Raw genomic sequence first — 17268 nt, 5'->3', positions numbered from 1 at the left:
AATAAAAAAAGGTGCGCAAAATGCGCACCCTACGGAAAGGCTGCCTTGTTTATTTAACTGTCTTATTTATTAAAAAAAGTTATGACTCGTCTTTATCAAGTTGTGCTTTTAAATTATTACTCACGGTTTCTGGTGAGGTGGTGTGGCGCGCCAACAACCGATAGGCAACCGGTACAATAAACAAGGTAAAGAAGGTTGCGGCGAATACGCCGGATAACACAACAATACCTATCATTTGGCGTGTTTCTGATCCGGCACCACTGGAGAGAACCAAGGGCACGGCACCGGCGATGGTTGTTAATCCTGTCATAACAATGGGACGAAAACGTGTTTCAGCAGCCATGGTCAGCGCTTTTGAAAATTCGTAACCTTTATCGCGAAGTTGATTGGCAAACTCGACAATTAAAATGCCATTTTTCGCCGCCAGCCCGACTAATATGATCAAACCAATTTGCGAATAAATATTCAGCGTACTGCCGGATAAATACAATCCGAGTAATCCGCCGCCCATTGCTAAAGGCACGGTTAATATAATCACCAATGGATGAATGTAACTTTCAAACTGTGCTGCTAATACTAAAAAGACCACGGCAACACCGAGTAAAAAGACAAACATCACCGAACTGCCAGAACTGACAAAGTCACGGCTTTGTCCTTTGTAATCGATGATCGCCTGTTCCGGTAAATGTTGCTTCACTAATCCTTCAAGATAAGTTAATGCTTCACCCAGTGTGTAACCGTCAGCCAGGTTAGCCTCTAAAGTTATGGCGCGTACACGATTGTAACGACTTAAACTTTCGGCAGCCGCGTAGGTTTTTGTTTCCACCAGATTAGACAATGGAATCAACTGACCGCTGCGTTGTGAACGCACATAAATATTTTTCACTTCGCTTACCGAGCGCTGAGTATCGCGCTCCCCTTCCACAATCACATCGTACTCTTCGCCACGATCAAGAAAAGTCGTGACGTTGCGCCCGCCCATCATGGTTTGTAACGTTCGGCCTACCGATTCAATGGTGACGCCCAAGTCGGCCGCTCGATTGTAATCCACTTTAAAATCAATTTGCGGGCGTGTTTCTTTGTAGCTGCTGTCGAGTCCTACCAGACCCGGATTATCTTTTTCCACTTGCTGCATTATAATATCGCGCCAGTTTGCCAACTCTTCATAAGTGGCACCGCCAATCACAAATTGCACCGGTTTTCCGGTGCCGCCACCAAGTCCGCTGCGCATTAATGGAAATGCCCGCACACCGGGCAAATCAGCTAAACCTTGTCGCACTTCATTCATAATGGTGGTTGCAGGTCTTCGCGAACCCCAGTCATCCAGCAGCACAATAACCAGACCGCCATTGAAGTTTTCGATATTACCAAAGCCTCGTGGCGCTCGAACCAGCAGCCGTCGCACTTCGCCCGATTCAACGTACTTCATTAAACGCTGCTCGATCTCGGTCATATATTCTTCAAGGTATTGATAGCTGGAACCTTCCGGCGCGCTGACACTGATAAAAAACGCACCGCGATCTTCCTGCGGGGTAAACTCCTGAGCGATCCTTGGGTACAACCAACTGGTTGCGCCAACCAATAACGCAAACACAATAAACATCGCCGGTGTTCGCTTTAAACAAACTTGCAGCGCTCGCATATAACCACGGCGCAAGCCTCGTTCAAACACATCCACAGCGCGCACAACGAAGTTGTGATTGTCGTCTTTTTGCTTTAACACTTTTGACGCCAACATGGGAGATAGAGTCAACGCTATTAACGAGGAGAAAGCCACGGCGGTTGCAATGGTTAACGCAAACTCGGTAAACAGTCGGCCAATGTCGCCTTCCAGAAAAGTAATGGGCACAAACACGGAAATTAAAACCAGCGTTGTGGCAACTACCGCAAAACCAACTTGCCGTGCACCACGATAGGCGCCCACTAATGGGGTTTCACCTTTGTCGTGGATCCGGCGCACCACATTTTCCAATACAACAATGGCATCATCCACCACCAGCCCTATCGCCAGAACCAGTGCCAGCAGCGTTAATAAATTAATCGAAAAACCGAGCGCATAAACCACTATAAAGGTAGCAATAATGGAAACCGGAACAGTCACCGCCGGGATCAACATGGCGCGAGCACTGCCCAGGAATAAATAAATCACTGCGATGACACAGGCAATGGCAATAAATAAGGTGATGTAGACTTCCTGTATCGCGGATTCAATAAAAATGGATGAGTCGTAACTTTGTTCAATGCTCATGCCTTCAGGCAAGGTTTTATTAATGCGTTCGGTCAGTTTTTTTACGGCTCTGGCGACATCAATGGTATTGGCGGTGGATTGTTTAACCACACCAATGCCCACCATGGGCACTTCGTTACCGCGAAAGAACAACCGGTTTTCGCGCAGGCCCAACTCAACCCTCGCCACATCGCCCATCCGTACCAGATAACCACTGTCTCCTTCGGCGATCACCAAGGCAGCAAAATCTTCCGGCTTTTTAAAATTACGTTCCACACGGGCTTTAAAGATGCGCTCTTCCGATTCCAGACTGCCTGCGGGCAGTTCAACATTTTCGCGGCGCAGCGCTTGCTCCACATCATCGACGGTAATGCCACGGGCAGCCATTTCCTGGCGATCCAACCAGATGCGCATGGCGTAACGTAATCCGCCGCCTACCCTTACCCGGGCGACACCATCGAGTGTCGAGTATTGATCCACCAGATAACGATTGGCGTAATCAGTTAACTCGGGCACACTCATGCGATCGCTTGCCAGATTTTGCCAAACAATCACATCGTCATTGCTATCAACTTTTTGCACTTCCGGCGGTTCGGCCTCTTCCGGTAAATTATCCTGAATGCCCGAAATGCGATCACGAATATCGTTAGCGGCCGAATCCACATCACGGCCCACCGAAAACTCAATGGTGACATTCGACTCGCCATCTTGTGACGATGACTCAATAAATTCTATGCCTTCAACACCGGCAATACGCTCTTCAATTAACTGAGTGATGCGCGTTTCAACAATATTCGCCGGTGCACCCGGATAATTCACTTCCACGGTCACAATGGGCGGATCAATATCCGGGTATTCGCGCAGTGGTAATCGATCAAACGACACCAGACCAAAGGCAATCAACAATAATGAAATTACCGAGGCAAAAACCGGACGCTTAACCGAAATATCCGACAGCAACATAAACTAACGCGCTCCCTGAGTTGAATCATTTTGTTTGCCCGACTGCAGCAACTGCTTGAGTGATTCATTATTTTTTTCTTCGGCTCGTATGGTGACCGTCTGATTATTTGATAGTTTTAACGTGCCATGCGTAACCACTTTATTGTGTTCCGCTAATCCGTCAATCACTTCCACCTCACCCGGTCGCCGGGTGCCTATTACCACCTCACGTTTTTTTACGGTTAAAGGCTGACGGTCTTTTGCTACACCATCTTTTGTTACCGCATCATTTGCAATCACAAACACATAATTTTTATCCGCGGTGGGAATAAGTGCTTCTTCCGGGATCATTAAAGTGGTACGCGGGTTCGCCTGTAACGTAACGCGCATTAACAAACCCGGTTTTAATTGTCCTTCGGCATTATCAATATAGGCGCGCACCACCACCGAGCGGGTGATGGGATCAATCCGGCTGTCGATGCTCATTACTTCACCTTCAAAGATCCTTTCGGGAAATGCCCGCGTTCTGGCCTCAATCATCAAGCCCGGTTTGACGGCTGACAGAAACAATGCCGGAACCGAAAAATCGAGTTTTAAAGTGCGATCATCATCGATGGTTGTGATGAGTTTGCCCGGCTGAGTTACCGCACCGACACTGATATTACGCAATCCCAATACACCATCAAACGGCGCAACAATTCGCCGTCGTTCAATGCGCGACTGAATAGCGTCCATTCTGGCCCGAGCCGTTTCCACTTCACGCTGTTGTTGATCCAGCGTTGACTGGGTGGCAGCATTTTTTTTCGCCAGAGGTTGCAAACGTTGCACCTGCTTTAATGCTTCCGACAATCGTGAACGTTCTTCAGCCAACAGGGCTTTTTCTTCCGCATGATCCATTTCAACCAATAACTCACCCTGTTTCACACGTTCGCCATCGGTAAAGTTTACCGCGGTAACCCGTTCGGTAACGGTTGCCGTTAACTCGACGCTCTCATTGGCTTTTAATGTGCCCAGTGCTTCTACCTGATCCACCAGTGATTGCTGTTTTACTTCAGCCACAATCACCGATACCGGAGGTTGCTCAGCTGCGGTTAAAGCTCCGGCCAAAAACAGAGCAATGCATGCGCAGCCGCGGGTGAGTGTTAATCGACGCTTTATTGAGTGCATAACGGTTTTCAACCTTTTAAAAATACTATTACCTTAACAATACGAAACTATTGCCCGCTTAGAGCCAATGGGCGATACGCTCGCCCATTGGCTCTTTATAACGACTAAATTGCTTTCAAATACGGAAACATTTGATATTGCTTGAACTTACTAAACGACGGTTTGCTTAACAGTTATTTTAGTAAACGTTGCTACCATTGGTTTCCGTAATTCGATAAGAAGCGTTAACCAGCAAGTTCGACTGTTTGTGCCTGGTCGATTGCCAACGTTTCTGTAATGTATGTGTTAACGATCTTTTCCAGAATATCCAGAGGCACGGCACCATTTTTTAACACCACATCATGAAAGTCTCTTAGATCAAAACGATCACCCAGTGCATTTTTGGCTTTTTTCCGCAGCTCAAGAATTTTCAACATGCCTACCTTGTAAGCCGTAGCCTGACCCGGCATAACGATATATCGCTCTATTTCCGACACCACATCACTTTTCGCCATGCCTGTATTGGCCAGCATATAGTCTATGGCCTGTTCGCGCGGCCAGCGTTTGGCATGAATGCCAGTATCCACTACTAAGCGTACAGCCCGGAATAATTCCGCTTGCAAACGTCCCAGATTATCCAGCGGGTTTTGCTGGAAACCGAGTTCCCACGCCACTTGTTCGGAATACAACGCCCAACCTTCAACATAGGCGGTAAAAGGCGCAAATTTTCGAAACATGGGCACATCTTCCAGCTCCTGCTGAATGGCTATTTGAAAATGATGGCCGGGCACCGCTTCGTGGTAGGCCAAGGTGCGCATGCCGTATTTCGGTGTGGCTTTTATGTCGTACAAATTGGCGTAAAAAATACCGGGACGAGAACCGTCCAGAGCCGGTTGCTGATAATAGGCACCGGGCGATGTTTTCTCTTTAAACTCCGGAATTCGCTTAACCTCTACCGTGGCTTTTGGCCGAACCCGGAAGGCATCATCAAGGCCGGTATTTATTTCATCAATAATGGTTTGATAGTCTGCCAAGATCTGTTCACGGCCGGCATCGGTATCGGGGTAATAAAAACGCTCATCATCCGCCAACTGCTTCATTGCAGCGGTAAAGCCATCGGTGGTATCGAAGCCTTGCTGTGCCAGAATATCCAGCATGTCGGCCTGAATACGATCCACTTCACTTAATCCCATCTGATGTATTTTTTCGGCAGAATAATCCGTTGTGGTAAACAGTTTTAACGCAAGTTTGTAAGCCTTATCGCCATCGGGCAGCTTCCAGATACCGTCACGACTGTCGGCTTTATCGCCAAGCGATTCAAAGTACTGAATAAATCCATCGTAAGCCTGATGCACACTGTCGATAATCGCCTGTTTTGCATCAGCCAGAATTCGCGTTTGCTCAGCCGGTTCAATGTCGGCCTTTTCCATTTTTTCCTGCAGCGAGGTGTAGAGAATATTTTGCTCCACCGGTTGCGCGACAAACTCTTTCATTTCCACCAGTACCCGATCAATCACAAACTGCGGTGGAATAATGTCGTTTTGTTCACGCAGTGTTAGCCCACGGCCAATCTGCTCGAACTTGGTTTTTACCGCGTGTAACCGGGCCACGTAATCTTCCGCATCTTCCAGCTCATTCACCTGATGCTGGGCATCCATAAACGAAGGAAAGTTCGATTGCGCACCGAACAGCTGATTTACCGGATAATTGTGGAATCGATAGGGTTCCATCTGGACCATAAAGTCCATTAAATAAAGTAAGATCTCACGGGATAAAAGTTGATCCTCGGTCATGTCCTGTTTGTCGTAACTGAGCAACATTTCGCGAAAATGTTTAACTTTGTCAAACATTTCGTTGGTTTGCTCTGGCCCGGCGTCATCCAGTTTACTCTGATGACCTTTGATGCCGATATTTTCCAGCACATGCAGGCTGCTCAGGGTTTCCGGGCTGTCTTTAACCATTTCGTACAACACACGGTTAAAGAATAGATCCAGCGTTACCGGACGAAAATTTAGGTTGTACCAAACAAATCCGGAAACCAGGACAATAGCCAGCAATATTAAGCTAACCAGCCAGATGATTATTTTTTTTATCATGAAGGAACCCAACCAAGGTTTGTTATTAGGCATTAAACATAACAAAACAACGGTTAGATATCAGAAAAAAGATGTTGCAAAGTTTAAAGCAAAAAAAAAGCCCCGCTGACTAAGCGGGGCAATATTAGGGGTCGAAATATCAGTCAGTTCAACTAGGATGAAAACTAAAGTCTACGCTGCCTGAATGCACTCATTCTATAGCGGTAACAGTGATTAAAGGTATCCACGGATAACAACTGGGTGCGATCCACGGCTTTAACCGGACTTATATCAAGCCTGACCGAAACAAAGTTCTAAACCAGACTTTGATTATAAAAGACTGAACTTCTATAAAAGACAGTACTCTTGAAAAAGACATGTGAATAACCTTAGCCTTCAAATCGACCTTATCGAGTTGCCGCTTAAACTTAAAGCAGCAAAAGGTAATTTTGAGAATCGGTACTCAATTTATTCCAAATCATCGCCAACTGGTTGATTCATAATCGAATTATCGCCAATTAGGCATCCCAAAAAAAATACAGTACACTGCTGATCAGGAAATTAGCCTTAGTTCATCTGTCTTTGCAATTCAGGGTGCCAAAGGCTCGCTAACTGACTCAATAATAATGATGGATATTTTAATGGCCACGCGGTTTTCACAATTAACAGACATAGTTTTAACAATGCACAACCGTTTTACGCTTTGCGCCGATTCGCTGCAGTAACGCTCACCGATGCTCGACACCAATCATCAGGTAGAAGTACCCGAAGGACTTGAAATCAACCTGCCAGTGGCAGGGCCGGTTCCCCGAGCTTTGGCATTTATGCTCGATATGCTGATCCGGATTGGCATTTATATGTTGCTGAGTTTTGTGCTGGGCATCATGGGGCACTTTGGTCGCGGCATTCTGTATGTGTTTGTTTTCCTACTGGAGTGGTTTTATCCGGTGTTGTTTGAAGTATTAATGCAAGGCGCGACGCCTGGCAAAAAAATGATGGGACTGGCGGTTGTTCATGACGATGGCACCCCGGTGAGCTGGAGCGCTTCGCTGGTGAGAAACCTGTTGCGGACCGCGGATATGTTCCCACTGCTTTACCTCACCGGTTTACTCAGCATGATGCTCAATAAACAGTTTAAACGACTGGGTGATCTGGCCGCAGGCACCCTGGTGATCCATAAAAAATCCTACAGTCATCGCGGAAAACTCAAAGTTTGCCCGGCAAAACAATCGCCCGTTGCGCTAACGCTGGATGAACAAAGCGCTATTTTGCACTTTGGCGAACGCAGTCAACAACTCAGCAAGGCACGCAATCATGAGTTGGTATCGCTGCTTGATCCTCTGGTGGACGGAAACTCCGACGAACAAAAAACCGAAAAGCTGCTCGGTATTGCCAACTGGTTGAGAGGACACCGATGAGACAGCAGGAGTTTGAACAACAATACCAGTCTCAGTGGGCAGCTTTTGCCGAAAAACTGTCTTTGCTTGAACGTCGTAAACAACGCCATCAACTGCCAGATGACGATCGCAATGATTTTCCACAAGATTATCGGGCCATTTGTCACTCATTGGCCATTGCCAAAGAGCGCCAGTACAGCCCTCAGCTAATTGAACATTTAGAAACGCTGGTATTACGTGGCCACCAGATTTTGTATACGCGGCGCACTCAACTGTTGCATCAAATAGTTGCCTTTATCGCCAATGGCTTTTCCTACCGGTTACAACAACATTTAAAATTATTCTGGACCACCCATGCCATCTTTTATGGCCCTGCAATTATTTTATTTATACTGACGTTGTTAAATCCCGATATGGTCTATTCCATTATGCCACCGGATCAGGTCAACCAACTGGAAGCCATGTATGATCCGGAACAAAAATCGATTGGTCGTCTGCGTGAATCCGACACCGACTTTTTAATGTTTGGTCATTACATTAAAAATAATATTGGCATAGGTTTTCGAACCTTTGCCACAGGTATACTGTTTACCCTCGGCTCACTATTTTTTCTCATCTTTAATGGCGTCTACTTTGGTGCCGTAAGCGCGCATATTGTTGCCATTAAATACCAGTCTACTTTTTTCTCTTTTGTTATTGGTCATGGCTCATTTGAACTGACGGCGATACTGATTTCAGGCATGGCCGGAATACTGCTTGGCTGGTCACTGATTGCGCCCGGTAACATCAGCCGACTGGACGCTTTAAAATTAGCCAGTAAAAAAGCCATTGAATTGATGTATGGTGCCATTTTATTTTTAGTGATAGCGGCATTTATTGAAGCCTTCTGGTCGTCCAGCAGTAACCTGACCAACACCACAAAATACATTGTGGGTGGGTCACTCTGGTTTCTGGTTTACCTGTATCTGCTTTGGCCGCGCAAGGCGGTGCAATCATGAACTTGCAGTCGATCACCGCCAAAGTAAAACCACGACTCGGATGGGAAGCGCTCGATCTCGGCTTTCGTATGGTGCAACATCATTGGCGAGATTTATACACGCTCTGGTTTGGCATTACCCTGCCAATTTTTATTCTGGGAGTGTTGCTGTTCCATAATCATCTGCTGTGGTTTTTAATTGCTTTCTGGTGGATAAAACCATTATTTGATACCAGTTTATTAAACTACATCAGTCAGGCACTGTTTGATCAACGCCCCGGTTTTAAACAATCCATTCAACAATTCCCGAGTTATGCGTTTAAACAATGGTTCGCTGCATTAACCTGGCGCCGTTTCAGTTTAACCCGACCAATGGATCTGGCAGTGAGTCAGCTGGAAAATTTATCGGGTAACTCACGCAGTCGTCGACTCGGCACTTTACATGCGTTTAATGCAGGTGCCTGCAGTTGGCTAACCTTGTTATTTCTATTTTTTCATCTGTTATTTTATGTCAACCTGCTGTTACTGGTTGTCTGGCTAACGCCGGATATTTATCTGCAACAACTGGGCGATGATGTAATCGACTGGTTATGGAGTTCCGAGTCTATAAGCGGTCAGATTATTCAGGCAACACTGATATACCTTTTACTTGGATTTTTTAGCCCATTTCATATGTTGGGCGGCTTTTCGATTTACATCAATCAACGCACCATTTTAGAAGCCTGGGATATCGAATTGGTATTTCGACAACTGGCACAGCGCATTAACAAACAGCAGCATAAAACACGGCGCAGAAATCGGGTTCAACTGTTGTGCGTTCCTGTTTTATGTTTGATGATGATTACACTGTCCGAAAGTCAGGCTGTTATATCTGAAAACCAACCCGTTACGTCAGAAAACCAGACTGCTATATCTGAAAACCAGCCCGTTACATCAGAAAACAAGGAACTGAAGCAAGAGCAACAAAAAAATCTTACCAAGCAACAGGCCAAACAGCAGATAAACGATATTTTGGATAACGAACCTTTCCGGCGCCATCAACAGCAGAGCCAGGTAACTTTTGATTTTGACTGGGACTGGAATTCCAATGACCAGAAGCAGGAGTCCTCTGACTTTAACATTTTAAGTTTTTTTAAAAGCCTCGCTACCATTGCCGAATGGTTGCTCTGGTTAGTGGTTATTTTTATAGTGTTCTGGTTAATCGTAAAACTTACTGACTTAAAGCACTTTTTCCGGTTTGGTAAAAAGAAAACCATTAAACAAAATCAACCGGATCTGTTATTTGGTCTCGACATGCGTGCCGACTCATTACCTAAGCACCCGGAAAAAAACAGCTGGCAACTGTGGCAAAAAGGGCAACACCGACAAGCCTTATCCTTATTGCTTAAAGCCACCATTGTGCAACTAATAGAACACTGTCATTGTGATTTTGAAGCGGGCGATACCGAACTGGAATGCGCGGCTCTGGTACGTCGACGCGCGCCAAAAAACTGCTCCGCTTACTTTGATGAATTGATACAGATATGGCGCTTATACGCCTACGGCCACCAACTGCCAAAACCGGAAAAAGTCGAGCACTTATGCAATAGTTGGCCGAGCCTGTTTTCAGACAGTCGCTTTAATCAAACGGTATCTATGGAATCATCCGTCGCCAGCAATAATTCGGGGGCTGCCACATGAGTGACAACATCAGCTCCGCCATAAACGAAAGAAGACGACGTCCATTGTTGAGCTTTGAACTGAGCGTGAACAGCTCCACCTGGATTTTCAGTGGTGTGATTTTATGCCTGGGTTTGCTTGGCAGCTGGCTGCTGACTTTTGCCAACAAAACTTTTTACGAAAAAAATATTGGCGCTAGCTATGAAGCACGAAAAAATCCTTTTCTGGCGGCGCAGTTCTTTCTACAAAAAAACAATACAGAAGCAAGCTTTGATCAATCTTTCAGCCGACTCGATAAGCCACTTGATCCCAGCAGCAGTATCATTATCAGCAACAGTCGCAAACCATTAAGCAAGGCACGGATAGAAAATCTAAAACACTTTGTGCAACAGGGTGGTCATCTGATCCTGAAAGCCACCGAGTTTTACGACGATGAACGCCGTACCAGCGATGCGCCGATTTTACAATCACTTGGTGTTCGACTTTATCCTTTTCAAGGCTGGATATCACAGCATAAAGATGATGAACCCAGCGAACATTCAACCCATGATGGTACTGACAATAATGAGAATGATTTTAACGATACTGATTTTAACGATACTGATTCTAACAATGATAAGCCAAACGATTCAGAAGTCTCATACTATGAAACAAGCTACGATAACACCACTTATTTAAATATTGATCCGGATCAGCCTGCCACAGAAATTGTTTTCAACCATGCATCTACTTTGATGGACACCAGCGGAAATGCTGTATGGATAGATGGTTCCGACAACGCCACTCATTTGTTGCGATACGCAATGGGCGATGGGTTTATTACCGTGTTAAGCGATATGTCCATCTGGCAGAATAATCGTATTGATCAAGTTGATCATGCGCTGTTTTTGCATCAGCTTACCCAGGCCAGCCCGTCAGTTATTATTATTTATAATCCTCAGTTTGATTCACTGCTGAGTTTACTTTGGCAACACGGTTATTATGTGGTTATTGCGTTAGGTGTTTTAATGCTTATGCTGATTTGGCACTTTCAGGTTAAAACTGGGCCCGTATTTGCTCAGTTTTCAAACCAAAATCGGCAGCTGTTGCAACACATTAGAGCCGCAGCCGAGTTTAAATGGCAACAATATGGTAAACAATATGGCCAACAAACGGGCCAACAGAAAAATGGTCAGCAACTGCTCAGCAATACGCGGCACACTGTTTTAAAAGCGATTCAGCGCAAACATCGTGGTTTTTCAAACTATTCCGAAGAAAAACAACTGAGTCTGCTGCAACAACATTCAGCACTCGATCGCCAGCAGTTACAACTGGCGCTGCTAACCGAGCCCAAAGATCAAAAACAATTTACCCAGTGCATTCGTTCACTGCAGTTACTTCGACAAAAACTTTACGGACAACGATTATGATTGATAACGAAACACCACAAGCTGACCAGTCAATGTCTGATGGTACTCTTGATAGAAATTCGGATAACACCACTGATAATAATAGCGTTTCCCAGTGCGCGGAACTGATTAGCCAGATGAAACAACAAATAAGTCAGGTTTTAATCGGTCAGGATCAAGTATTGCAACAGTCACTGGTGTGTTTGTTTGCCAGTGGTCACTTGCTACTTGAAGGTGTACCCGGTATTGGAAAAACCTTGTTGGTAAAAGCACTGGCAAAAACCTTTGGCGGCAAGTTTTCTCGCATTCAGTTTACCCCCGATTTAATGCCCAGCGATGTAACTGGTCACGCCATTTATGATCCAAAGTCGGAGCAGTTTAAAATGCGTAAAGGCCCGGCATTTACTCACTTGCTACTGGCCGATGAAATTAATCGCGCACCGGCAAAAACTCAGTCATCACTGTTAGAGGTTATGCAGGAACAACAAATCACCATTGAAGGCAACGCTTACAAAACCGAAACGCCGTTTATGGTAATGGCCACTCAAAATCCTCTCGAGCAGGAAGGCACTTACCCATTGCCTGAAGCCGAACTGGATCGCTTTTTAATGAAAGTTCAGGTGACCTACCCAACCACGGAAGACGAAGTCACACTGGTGAAAAATGTCACCACCGGGCAATTAAACAGTTACCGTTTACTGTCAGCCATTAAACCGATTGCCGAACCCGCAGACATTGAACAGTGCCAGATGGCGGCTGCCAACATAGACGTTGACGACAGTCTTTTCGATTACGCTGTACGCATTGTTGCTGCTACCCGAGACTGGTCTGGCATAAGAGTTGGCGCCAGCCCACGAGCCAGCATTGCTCTTATTCGATGCGCACGCGCACTGGCATTAATTCGTCAGCAAAATTTTATCACCCCCGATGAAATCAAATCGGTGGCCATGCCGGTGTTACGCCATCGCATTCAGTTATCAGCCGAACTGGAAATTGAAGGCGTTGCAGTGGACGATGTGATTGACGATATTCTCAGTCAGGTAGATGCACCAAGACAATGAGACCGTCACAAACATTTTTAATTGGTTTAGCCTGCTGGTTTGTTCTGGCATTAATCATTGCCGCCTACGCCATTGCCGAATCTGCTTTTGAATATTTGCCCAGACTAACCAGCCTGGGCATAAACTTCTGGCTGTTTGCTGGCGCAAGTTTTTTATTAATTGCTGTTATGGATCTATTTTCCTTACGACAATTATCGTCCCTGACATCCAGTCGCAAGGTATCTCACAATTTGGCGGTGAGTGCATTTACCGATGTCACCCTGTCGATCAAAAATCCATTGTCGCGCTCTGTGCAATTATTTGTAAACGATCACTACCCGGAACACAGTGAAATAAAAGGACTGCCCTATCAAGTAAACCTGAAAGGTCACAGTCACTGCAGCGTCACCTATCAGTTTGCCCGTCATAAACGTGGCGATGCAGAATTTGGTTCTACCCGGCTGTTAGCCAGTTCACGGTTAAAGTTATGGCAACGACTTGTATTAACCGCGAAGCCACAAGCCATTAAGGTTTACCCTAATTTTGCCGCCATTCATCAATACATTTTATTATCGGCGGATCAGCAAACTTCACAACTGGGTATAAGACTGGCACATCGACGGGGCGATGGTCTGGAGTTTCATCAATTACGGGAATATCGCCTGGGTGATACCTTGCGGCAGATTGACTGGCGCGCCAGCTCGCGACTGAAGAAACTCATTTCGAAAGAATATCAGGAAGAAAAAGATCAAAATATAATTTTTCTACTCGACTGCGGTCGCCGTATGCGGACACAGGATCAACAGCTGAGTCATTTCGATCATTCATTAAACGCACTGCTTTTGCTGAGTTATATTGGTCTTAAACAGGGTGATGCGGTTGGTTTGTTAACCTTTGGTGGCATCAATCGATGGTTGGCGCCACAAAAAGGCACCCACATCATTAACACTCTGCTTAATCAGGTTTATGACTGCCACCCAACCCTTGCCGCATCGGATTTTATTGAAGCAGCCACAGAATTAAACAAACGCATTCGCAAACGCTCTCTGGTGGTACTGATTTCAAATTGTCGAGATGAAGACTGGGTGGAACTTGAACCCGCCATCAACTTATTGAACAAACACCATCTTATTTTGCTGGCAAACTTACGCGAACAGTCGCTTGATGATGTGCTGGATAAACCCGTTCAACGTTTTGAACAGGCACTCACCTACGCCGAAACAACCGAATATTTACAACAACGACAGCAACTGAATAATCAAACCCGGAACAAAGGTGTGATAACTCTGGATACGGTTCCCAAACAATTGGCGAGCCTGCTAGTGAACCAATATTTTGACATTAAGCGCAGTGGCAAACTCTGATATGATCGGCTCCTTGGATATAATCAAGACCTTGAATAGGCTCAAAACCTTAAATGGTCGCTGTAAATTGAACTTCCCGATAACGCCTTCTGCGAACACTCGCTGGCTCGAAAACACCATGGCTGTAAAACCAACCATGACTCAATAATTCAGTTACCGTTATCCAATTACAATAACTCTGTTTAAATATCTCAGTTTTAATAACTCTGGTTCCAGATGACAGAAACAACAGGTGAACAAGATGCCCTGGTTACAATTAAAATTCGCAACTGAACAAGCACAGGTTGATGAGGTTTCCGATTACATGATGGCGCTTGGTGCCTTATCGATTACCTACGAAGACGCCGAAGATAATCCTATTCTGGAACCTTTACCGGGCGAAACGCCCCTGTGGCAAGCACTTATTGTAACGGCATTGTTTGATGCGACTGTCGATACCACCGCAACACTAAACGAAATCAAACAAAGTGCGCACTCGAGCGCTATTAAAAACCCAACATTTGAAGCTCTGGAAGACAAAGACTGGGAACGTGCCTGGATGGACAGTTTTCACCCCATGCAATTTGGTCAGCGGTTATGGATAGTACCCAGTTGGCGGCAACCGCCAGAACCTGATGCGGTCAATCTGTTGCTCGATCCCGGTCTTGCTTTTGGCACCGGCACTCACCCGACAACCTCCTTATGTTTGCAATGGCTTGATGGTGCAGATTTAAGCGATAAGTCTGTGCTCGATTACGGTTGTGGCAGTGGTATATTGGCCATAGCTGCGGTATTGCTGGGTGCAAAGCAGGTGACGGCCATTGATATCGATCCGCAGGCGCTCACCGCAACGCTCGATAATATGCAACGCAATAATATTGCCGAGCATCTTATTGAACGCGGCCAGCCCGAACTCGCAGAAGGCAAAACCTACAATCTGGTGGTCGCCAATATTCTGGCCGGTCCGTTAAAACAATTAGCGCCTTCCATCGCAAGTAAAGTAAGCGAAGAAGGTGAGCTGGTATTGTCTGGGCTGCTGGCCGAGCAAGCAGAAGAAATTAGCCAAGTTTATGAAAAATGGTTTACTATGAAGCCAGCGATCATTGAAGGCGACTGGATTCGGCTTGAAGGCATTAAACGACCTGACCGATAAAGCGCCTTATTATTATCGATCGATAAAATAAATTATAAGGAAGTCTGCGCCCGATGTCGCAATCAATTTATACGCGCTGTCCTGAATGCTCGACGGTTTTTCGCGTAACAGAACAGCATTTAAAACTTGCCAAAGGCCGTGTTCGCTGCGGTGCCTGCCTGCATATATTTAAAGCCACCGAACATCTGGTGCGACCAAAAGATGCCGCACAAGAAGGTTCTGAAAAAAATGAGTCAACAGCCGATCGCGGCGAAAAACCTCATTCCATGGATAAGCTGCACGAATTGCAACAGCAAGCCTACCGCGAAGAGTCAACCGATGAGACAGAGGATTCACACGACCTGTTAACCGCACCACCCTCTGCCGAAATGGACATTCACTATAGCGAAAAGAAAGCTCAGACAACGCAGTACCCCATCGGTAATTTTGCAAAAGAAAACAACAATAAATCCGAGCAAGACCCTGCTGGATCTGATGACGTTAGTGTTAGAGACGATAGTTCTACTGAAAACAGTGTTAAAGAAGAGATTCACCCAGTAGAACAGGAAGCTGAGCCAAACAATAACCAGGAAGCTAAATTGTCAGACACGGCAGAGCCGTTCGAACCAAGCATGGATGACATTGACGCCTTTGTTGAAACACCCGACTCAACCACTCTCAATAACACTATCGATACCAATATTGATGGCCCAACGACGCCTATGGATGTTGAGGAAGCAACCGATGCTTCGTCACAGGGATCAGAGACGTCCAATCATGATGCAAACTGGTCGCAGGCTCCCGATCATGGCGAATTTGAATTCGATGATGATGAACAGCAAGACTCTTTAGAACACAGCTCTTTAGAACAAGACGCTCAACAGCAACAAGCTACAGAACAGCCTCAATCTGGGCAGGAAGATTTAACTCCGGAGTCGACGCAATCATTTAACACCTCTCCGCTGGATGTGGACGATGCAGCTGAACTCGAGTCAGATGAATTCGAATCCACTGAATCGCAGTTTGATCAAGCGAGCAGTGATGACACAGACGTTAATGATTTTCAGAATACTGATGAGCAACTTTTTGCAGAAGCTGAAACCGAGACAAACATTTCAGAACAATTCATTGATCAGGAAAACGAATTTGATCATGAAGACTTTCCTGAACAGGAAGAAAGTTTTGAACCAGACAACGGCTTTGAACAAGAAAACGATCTTGAGCAAAAAGACAGCCTTGAGCCAACAGAATCTACACTAGATGATACTGAGTCTCAAACACCATCATCGCGACAGCAGTTAAACACAGGTTTAAGTGATCAGGATCTGGAGCCGGATCCACTGGATGAATTTGACGATATAGTCACCCGCAAACAGCATAAATACAAATGGCTGGCGGCATCCGGATTATTACTGATACTGGTGAGCTGGGGTGGTTATACCCTGTGGAGTGAGCGGCAAACGCTGGCCTGGGATGACACCTGGGGGCCGTTGGTTCACACCCTGTGCAAAGCTGCGCCTTGTGCCATTGAACAGCGACGAGATGTGGCGGCGATAGAATTGTTACAGCGAGATATTCGCCCCAGTGACAGTGATCCGGATATTTCCGACTTCCGGTTGATGATCCAGAATAATGCATCGTTTGAACAACCTTATCCAACCGTTGAAATTCATTTCACCGATACACAGGGCAAAATATTATCCACCGAAGTGCACACGCCGGATCAATATTTATCAAATGAATTAAAAACAACTCAAATGCCACCAAACCAGAAAGTATTGATTCTGGTTAAAGCAAAGCAACCTCATGCACAAGCGTTTGGCTTTGAGTTTCAGTTTAAATAAATGTAAAACGATAAAATTATAGACCGTTTTATAACTTACTCTCTCTAACAAGATACGCCAGTTCATCTGAAATCCAGTGCGACTAACTGACGTATCATT

11 protein-coding genes are annotated in these 17268 nt (G+C 45.6%); 8 read left to right on the top strand and 3 right to left on the bottom strand.

Annotated features, from left to right (window positions below):
- Nucleotides 1-79 precede the first annotated feature (79 nt).
- From C8D97_RS06680 to C8D97_RS06670, 3 genes are all read right to left on the bottom strand, one after another.
- Nucleotides 80-3190 carry an efflux RND transporter permease subunit gene (locus C8D97_RS06680; RefSeq protein ID WP_109762975.1) on the bottom strand — a complete coding sequence of 1037 codons (3111 nt, stop codon included), beginning with the start codon at nucleotides 3188-3190 and terminating at the stop codon, nucleotides 80-82.
- Nucleotides 3191-3193: 3 nt separating this feature from the next.
- Nucleotides 3194-4336, bottom strand: a complete 1143-nt coding sequence (locus C8D97_RS06675) for an efflux RND transporter periplasmic adaptor subunit (RefSeq protein ID WP_109762974.1) — start codon at nucleotides 4334-4336, stop codon at nucleotides 3194-3196.
- 224 nt (nucleotides 4337-4560) lie between these two features.
- Entirely contained in the window at nucleotides 4561-6411 is a 1851-nt protein-coding gene (locus tag C8D97_RS06670) for a DUF885 domain-containing protein (RefSeq protein ID WP_109762973.1), read from the bottom strand.
- A 713-nt stretch (nucleotides 6412-7124) separates the two neighbouring features.
- Between C8D97_RS06670 and C8D97_RS06665 the strand changes: the two genes are divergently transcribed.
- From C8D97_RS06665 to C8D97_RS06630, 8 genes are all read left to right on the top strand, one after another.
- Nucleotides 7125-7808: an RDD family protein gene (locus tag C8D97_RS06665; protein ID WP_109762972.1), complete on the top strand. Its 684-nt coding sequence runs from the start codon at nucleotides 7125-7127 to the stop codon at nucleotides 7806-7808.
- Complete coding sequence (locus C8D97_RS06660) at nucleotides 7805-8785, top strand: stage II sporulation protein M (RefSeq protein WP_109762971.1); 981 nt, start codon at nucleotides 7805-7807, stop codon at nucleotides 8783-8785. Before C8D97_RS06665 ends, C8D97_RS06660 begins: the two co-directional genes overlap by 4 nt.
- Nucleotides 8782-10443 carry a DUF4129 domain-containing protein gene (locus C8D97_RS06655; RefSeq protein ID WP_109762970.1) on the top strand — a complete coding sequence of 554 codons (1662 nt, stop codon included), beginning with the start codon at nucleotides 8782-8784 and terminating at the stop codon, nucleotides 10441-10443. The genes C8D97_RS06660 and C8D97_RS06655 overlap by 4 nt, the downstream gene beginning before the upstream one ends.
- Nucleotides 10440-11831, top strand: coding sequence for a DUF4350 domain-containing protein (locus C8D97_RS06650; RefSeq protein WP_109762969.1), 1392 nt, complete (start codon nucleotides 10440-10442; stop codon nucleotides 11829-11831). Before C8D97_RS06655 ends, C8D97_RS06650 begins: the two co-directional genes overlap by 4 nt.
- Nucleotides 11828-12871: an AAA family ATPase gene (locus tag C8D97_RS06645; RefSeq protein WP_245411406.1), complete on the top strand. Its 1044-nt coding sequence runs from the start codon at nucleotides 11828-11830 to the stop codon at nucleotides 12869-12871. Before C8D97_RS06650 ends, C8D97_RS06645 begins: the two co-directional genes overlap by 4 nt.
- Nucleotides 12868-14214, top strand: a complete 1347-nt coding sequence (locus tag C8D97_RS06640; protein WP_109762968.1) for a DUF58 domain-containing protein — start codon at nucleotides 12868-12870, stop codon at nucleotides 14212-14214. Before C8D97_RS06645 ends, C8D97_RS06640 begins: the two co-directional genes overlap by 4 nt.
- Before the next feature lie 241 nt (nucleotides 14215-14455).
- Complete coding sequence (gene prmA / locus C8D97_RS06635; RefSeq protein WP_109762967.1) at nucleotides 14456-15346, top strand: 50S ribosomal protein L11 methyltransferase; 891 nt, start codon at nucleotides 14456-14458, stop codon at nucleotides 15344-15346.
- Nucleotides 15347-15399: 53 nt separating this feature from the next.
- Nucleotides 15400-17169 (top strand): DUF3426 domain-containing protein, encoded by a 1770-nt coding sequence (locus C8D97_RS06630; protein ID WP_109762966.1) that lies wholly within the window; start codon nucleotides 15400-15402, stop codon nucleotides 17167-17169.
- Nucleotides 17170-17268: the final 99 nt, after the last annotated feature.

Origin of the sequence: Pleionea mediterranea (genome assembly GCF_003148745.1) — a bacterium.
Classification (GTDB): Bacteria; Pseudomonadota; Gammaproteobacteria; order Enterobacterales; family Kangiellaceae; genus Pleionea; species Pleionea mediterranea.
The sequence above is the reverse complement of the archived record's forward strand: the minus strand, read 5'-3'. Positions and strand labels throughout refer to the sequence as shown.

Coding starts and splice junctions, on each gene's coding strand:
- C8D97_RS06630 (WP_109762966.1), top strand. CDS start 15,400: ATGTCGCAATCAATTTATACGCGCTGTCCTGAATGCTCGACGGTTTTT.
- C8D97_RS06665 (WP_109762972.1), top strand. CDS start 7,125: ATGCTCGACACCAATCATCAGGTAGAAGTACCCGAAGGACTTGAAATC.
- C8D97_RS06640 (WP_109762968.1), top strand. CDS start 12,868: ATGAGACCGTCACAAACATTTTTAATTGGTTTAGCCTGCTGGTTTGTT.
- prmA (WP_109762967.1), top strand. CDS start 14,456: ATGCCCTGGTTACAATTAAAATTCGCAACTGAACAAGCACAGGTTGAT.
- C8D97_RS06675 (WP_109762974.1), bottom strand. CDS start 4,336: ATGCACTCAATAAAGCGTCGATTAACACTCACCCGCGGCTGCGCATGC.
- C8D97_RS06645 (WP_245411406.1), top strand. CDS start 11,828: ATGATTGATAACGAAACACCACAAGCTGACCAGTCAATGTCTGATGGT.
- C8D97_RS06650 (WP_109762969.1), top strand. CDS start 10,440: ATGAGTGACAACATCAGCTCCGCCATAAACGAAAGAAGACGACGTCCA.
- C8D97_RS06655 (WP_109762970.1), top strand. CDS start 8,782: ATGAACTTGCAGTCGATCACCGCCAAAGTAAAACCACGACTCGGATGG.
- C8D97_RS06660 (WP_109762971.1), top strand. CDS start 7,805: ATGAGACAGCAGGAGTTTGAACAACAATACCAGTCTCAGTGGGCAGCT.
- C8D97_RS06680 (WP_109762975.1), bottom strand. CDS start 3,190: ATGTTGCTGTCGGATATTTCGGTTAAGCGTCCGGTTTTTGCCTCGGTA.
- C8D97_RS06670 (WP_109762973.1), bottom strand. CDS start 6,411: ATGATAAAAAAAATAATCATCTGGCTGGTTAGCTTAATATTGCTGGCT.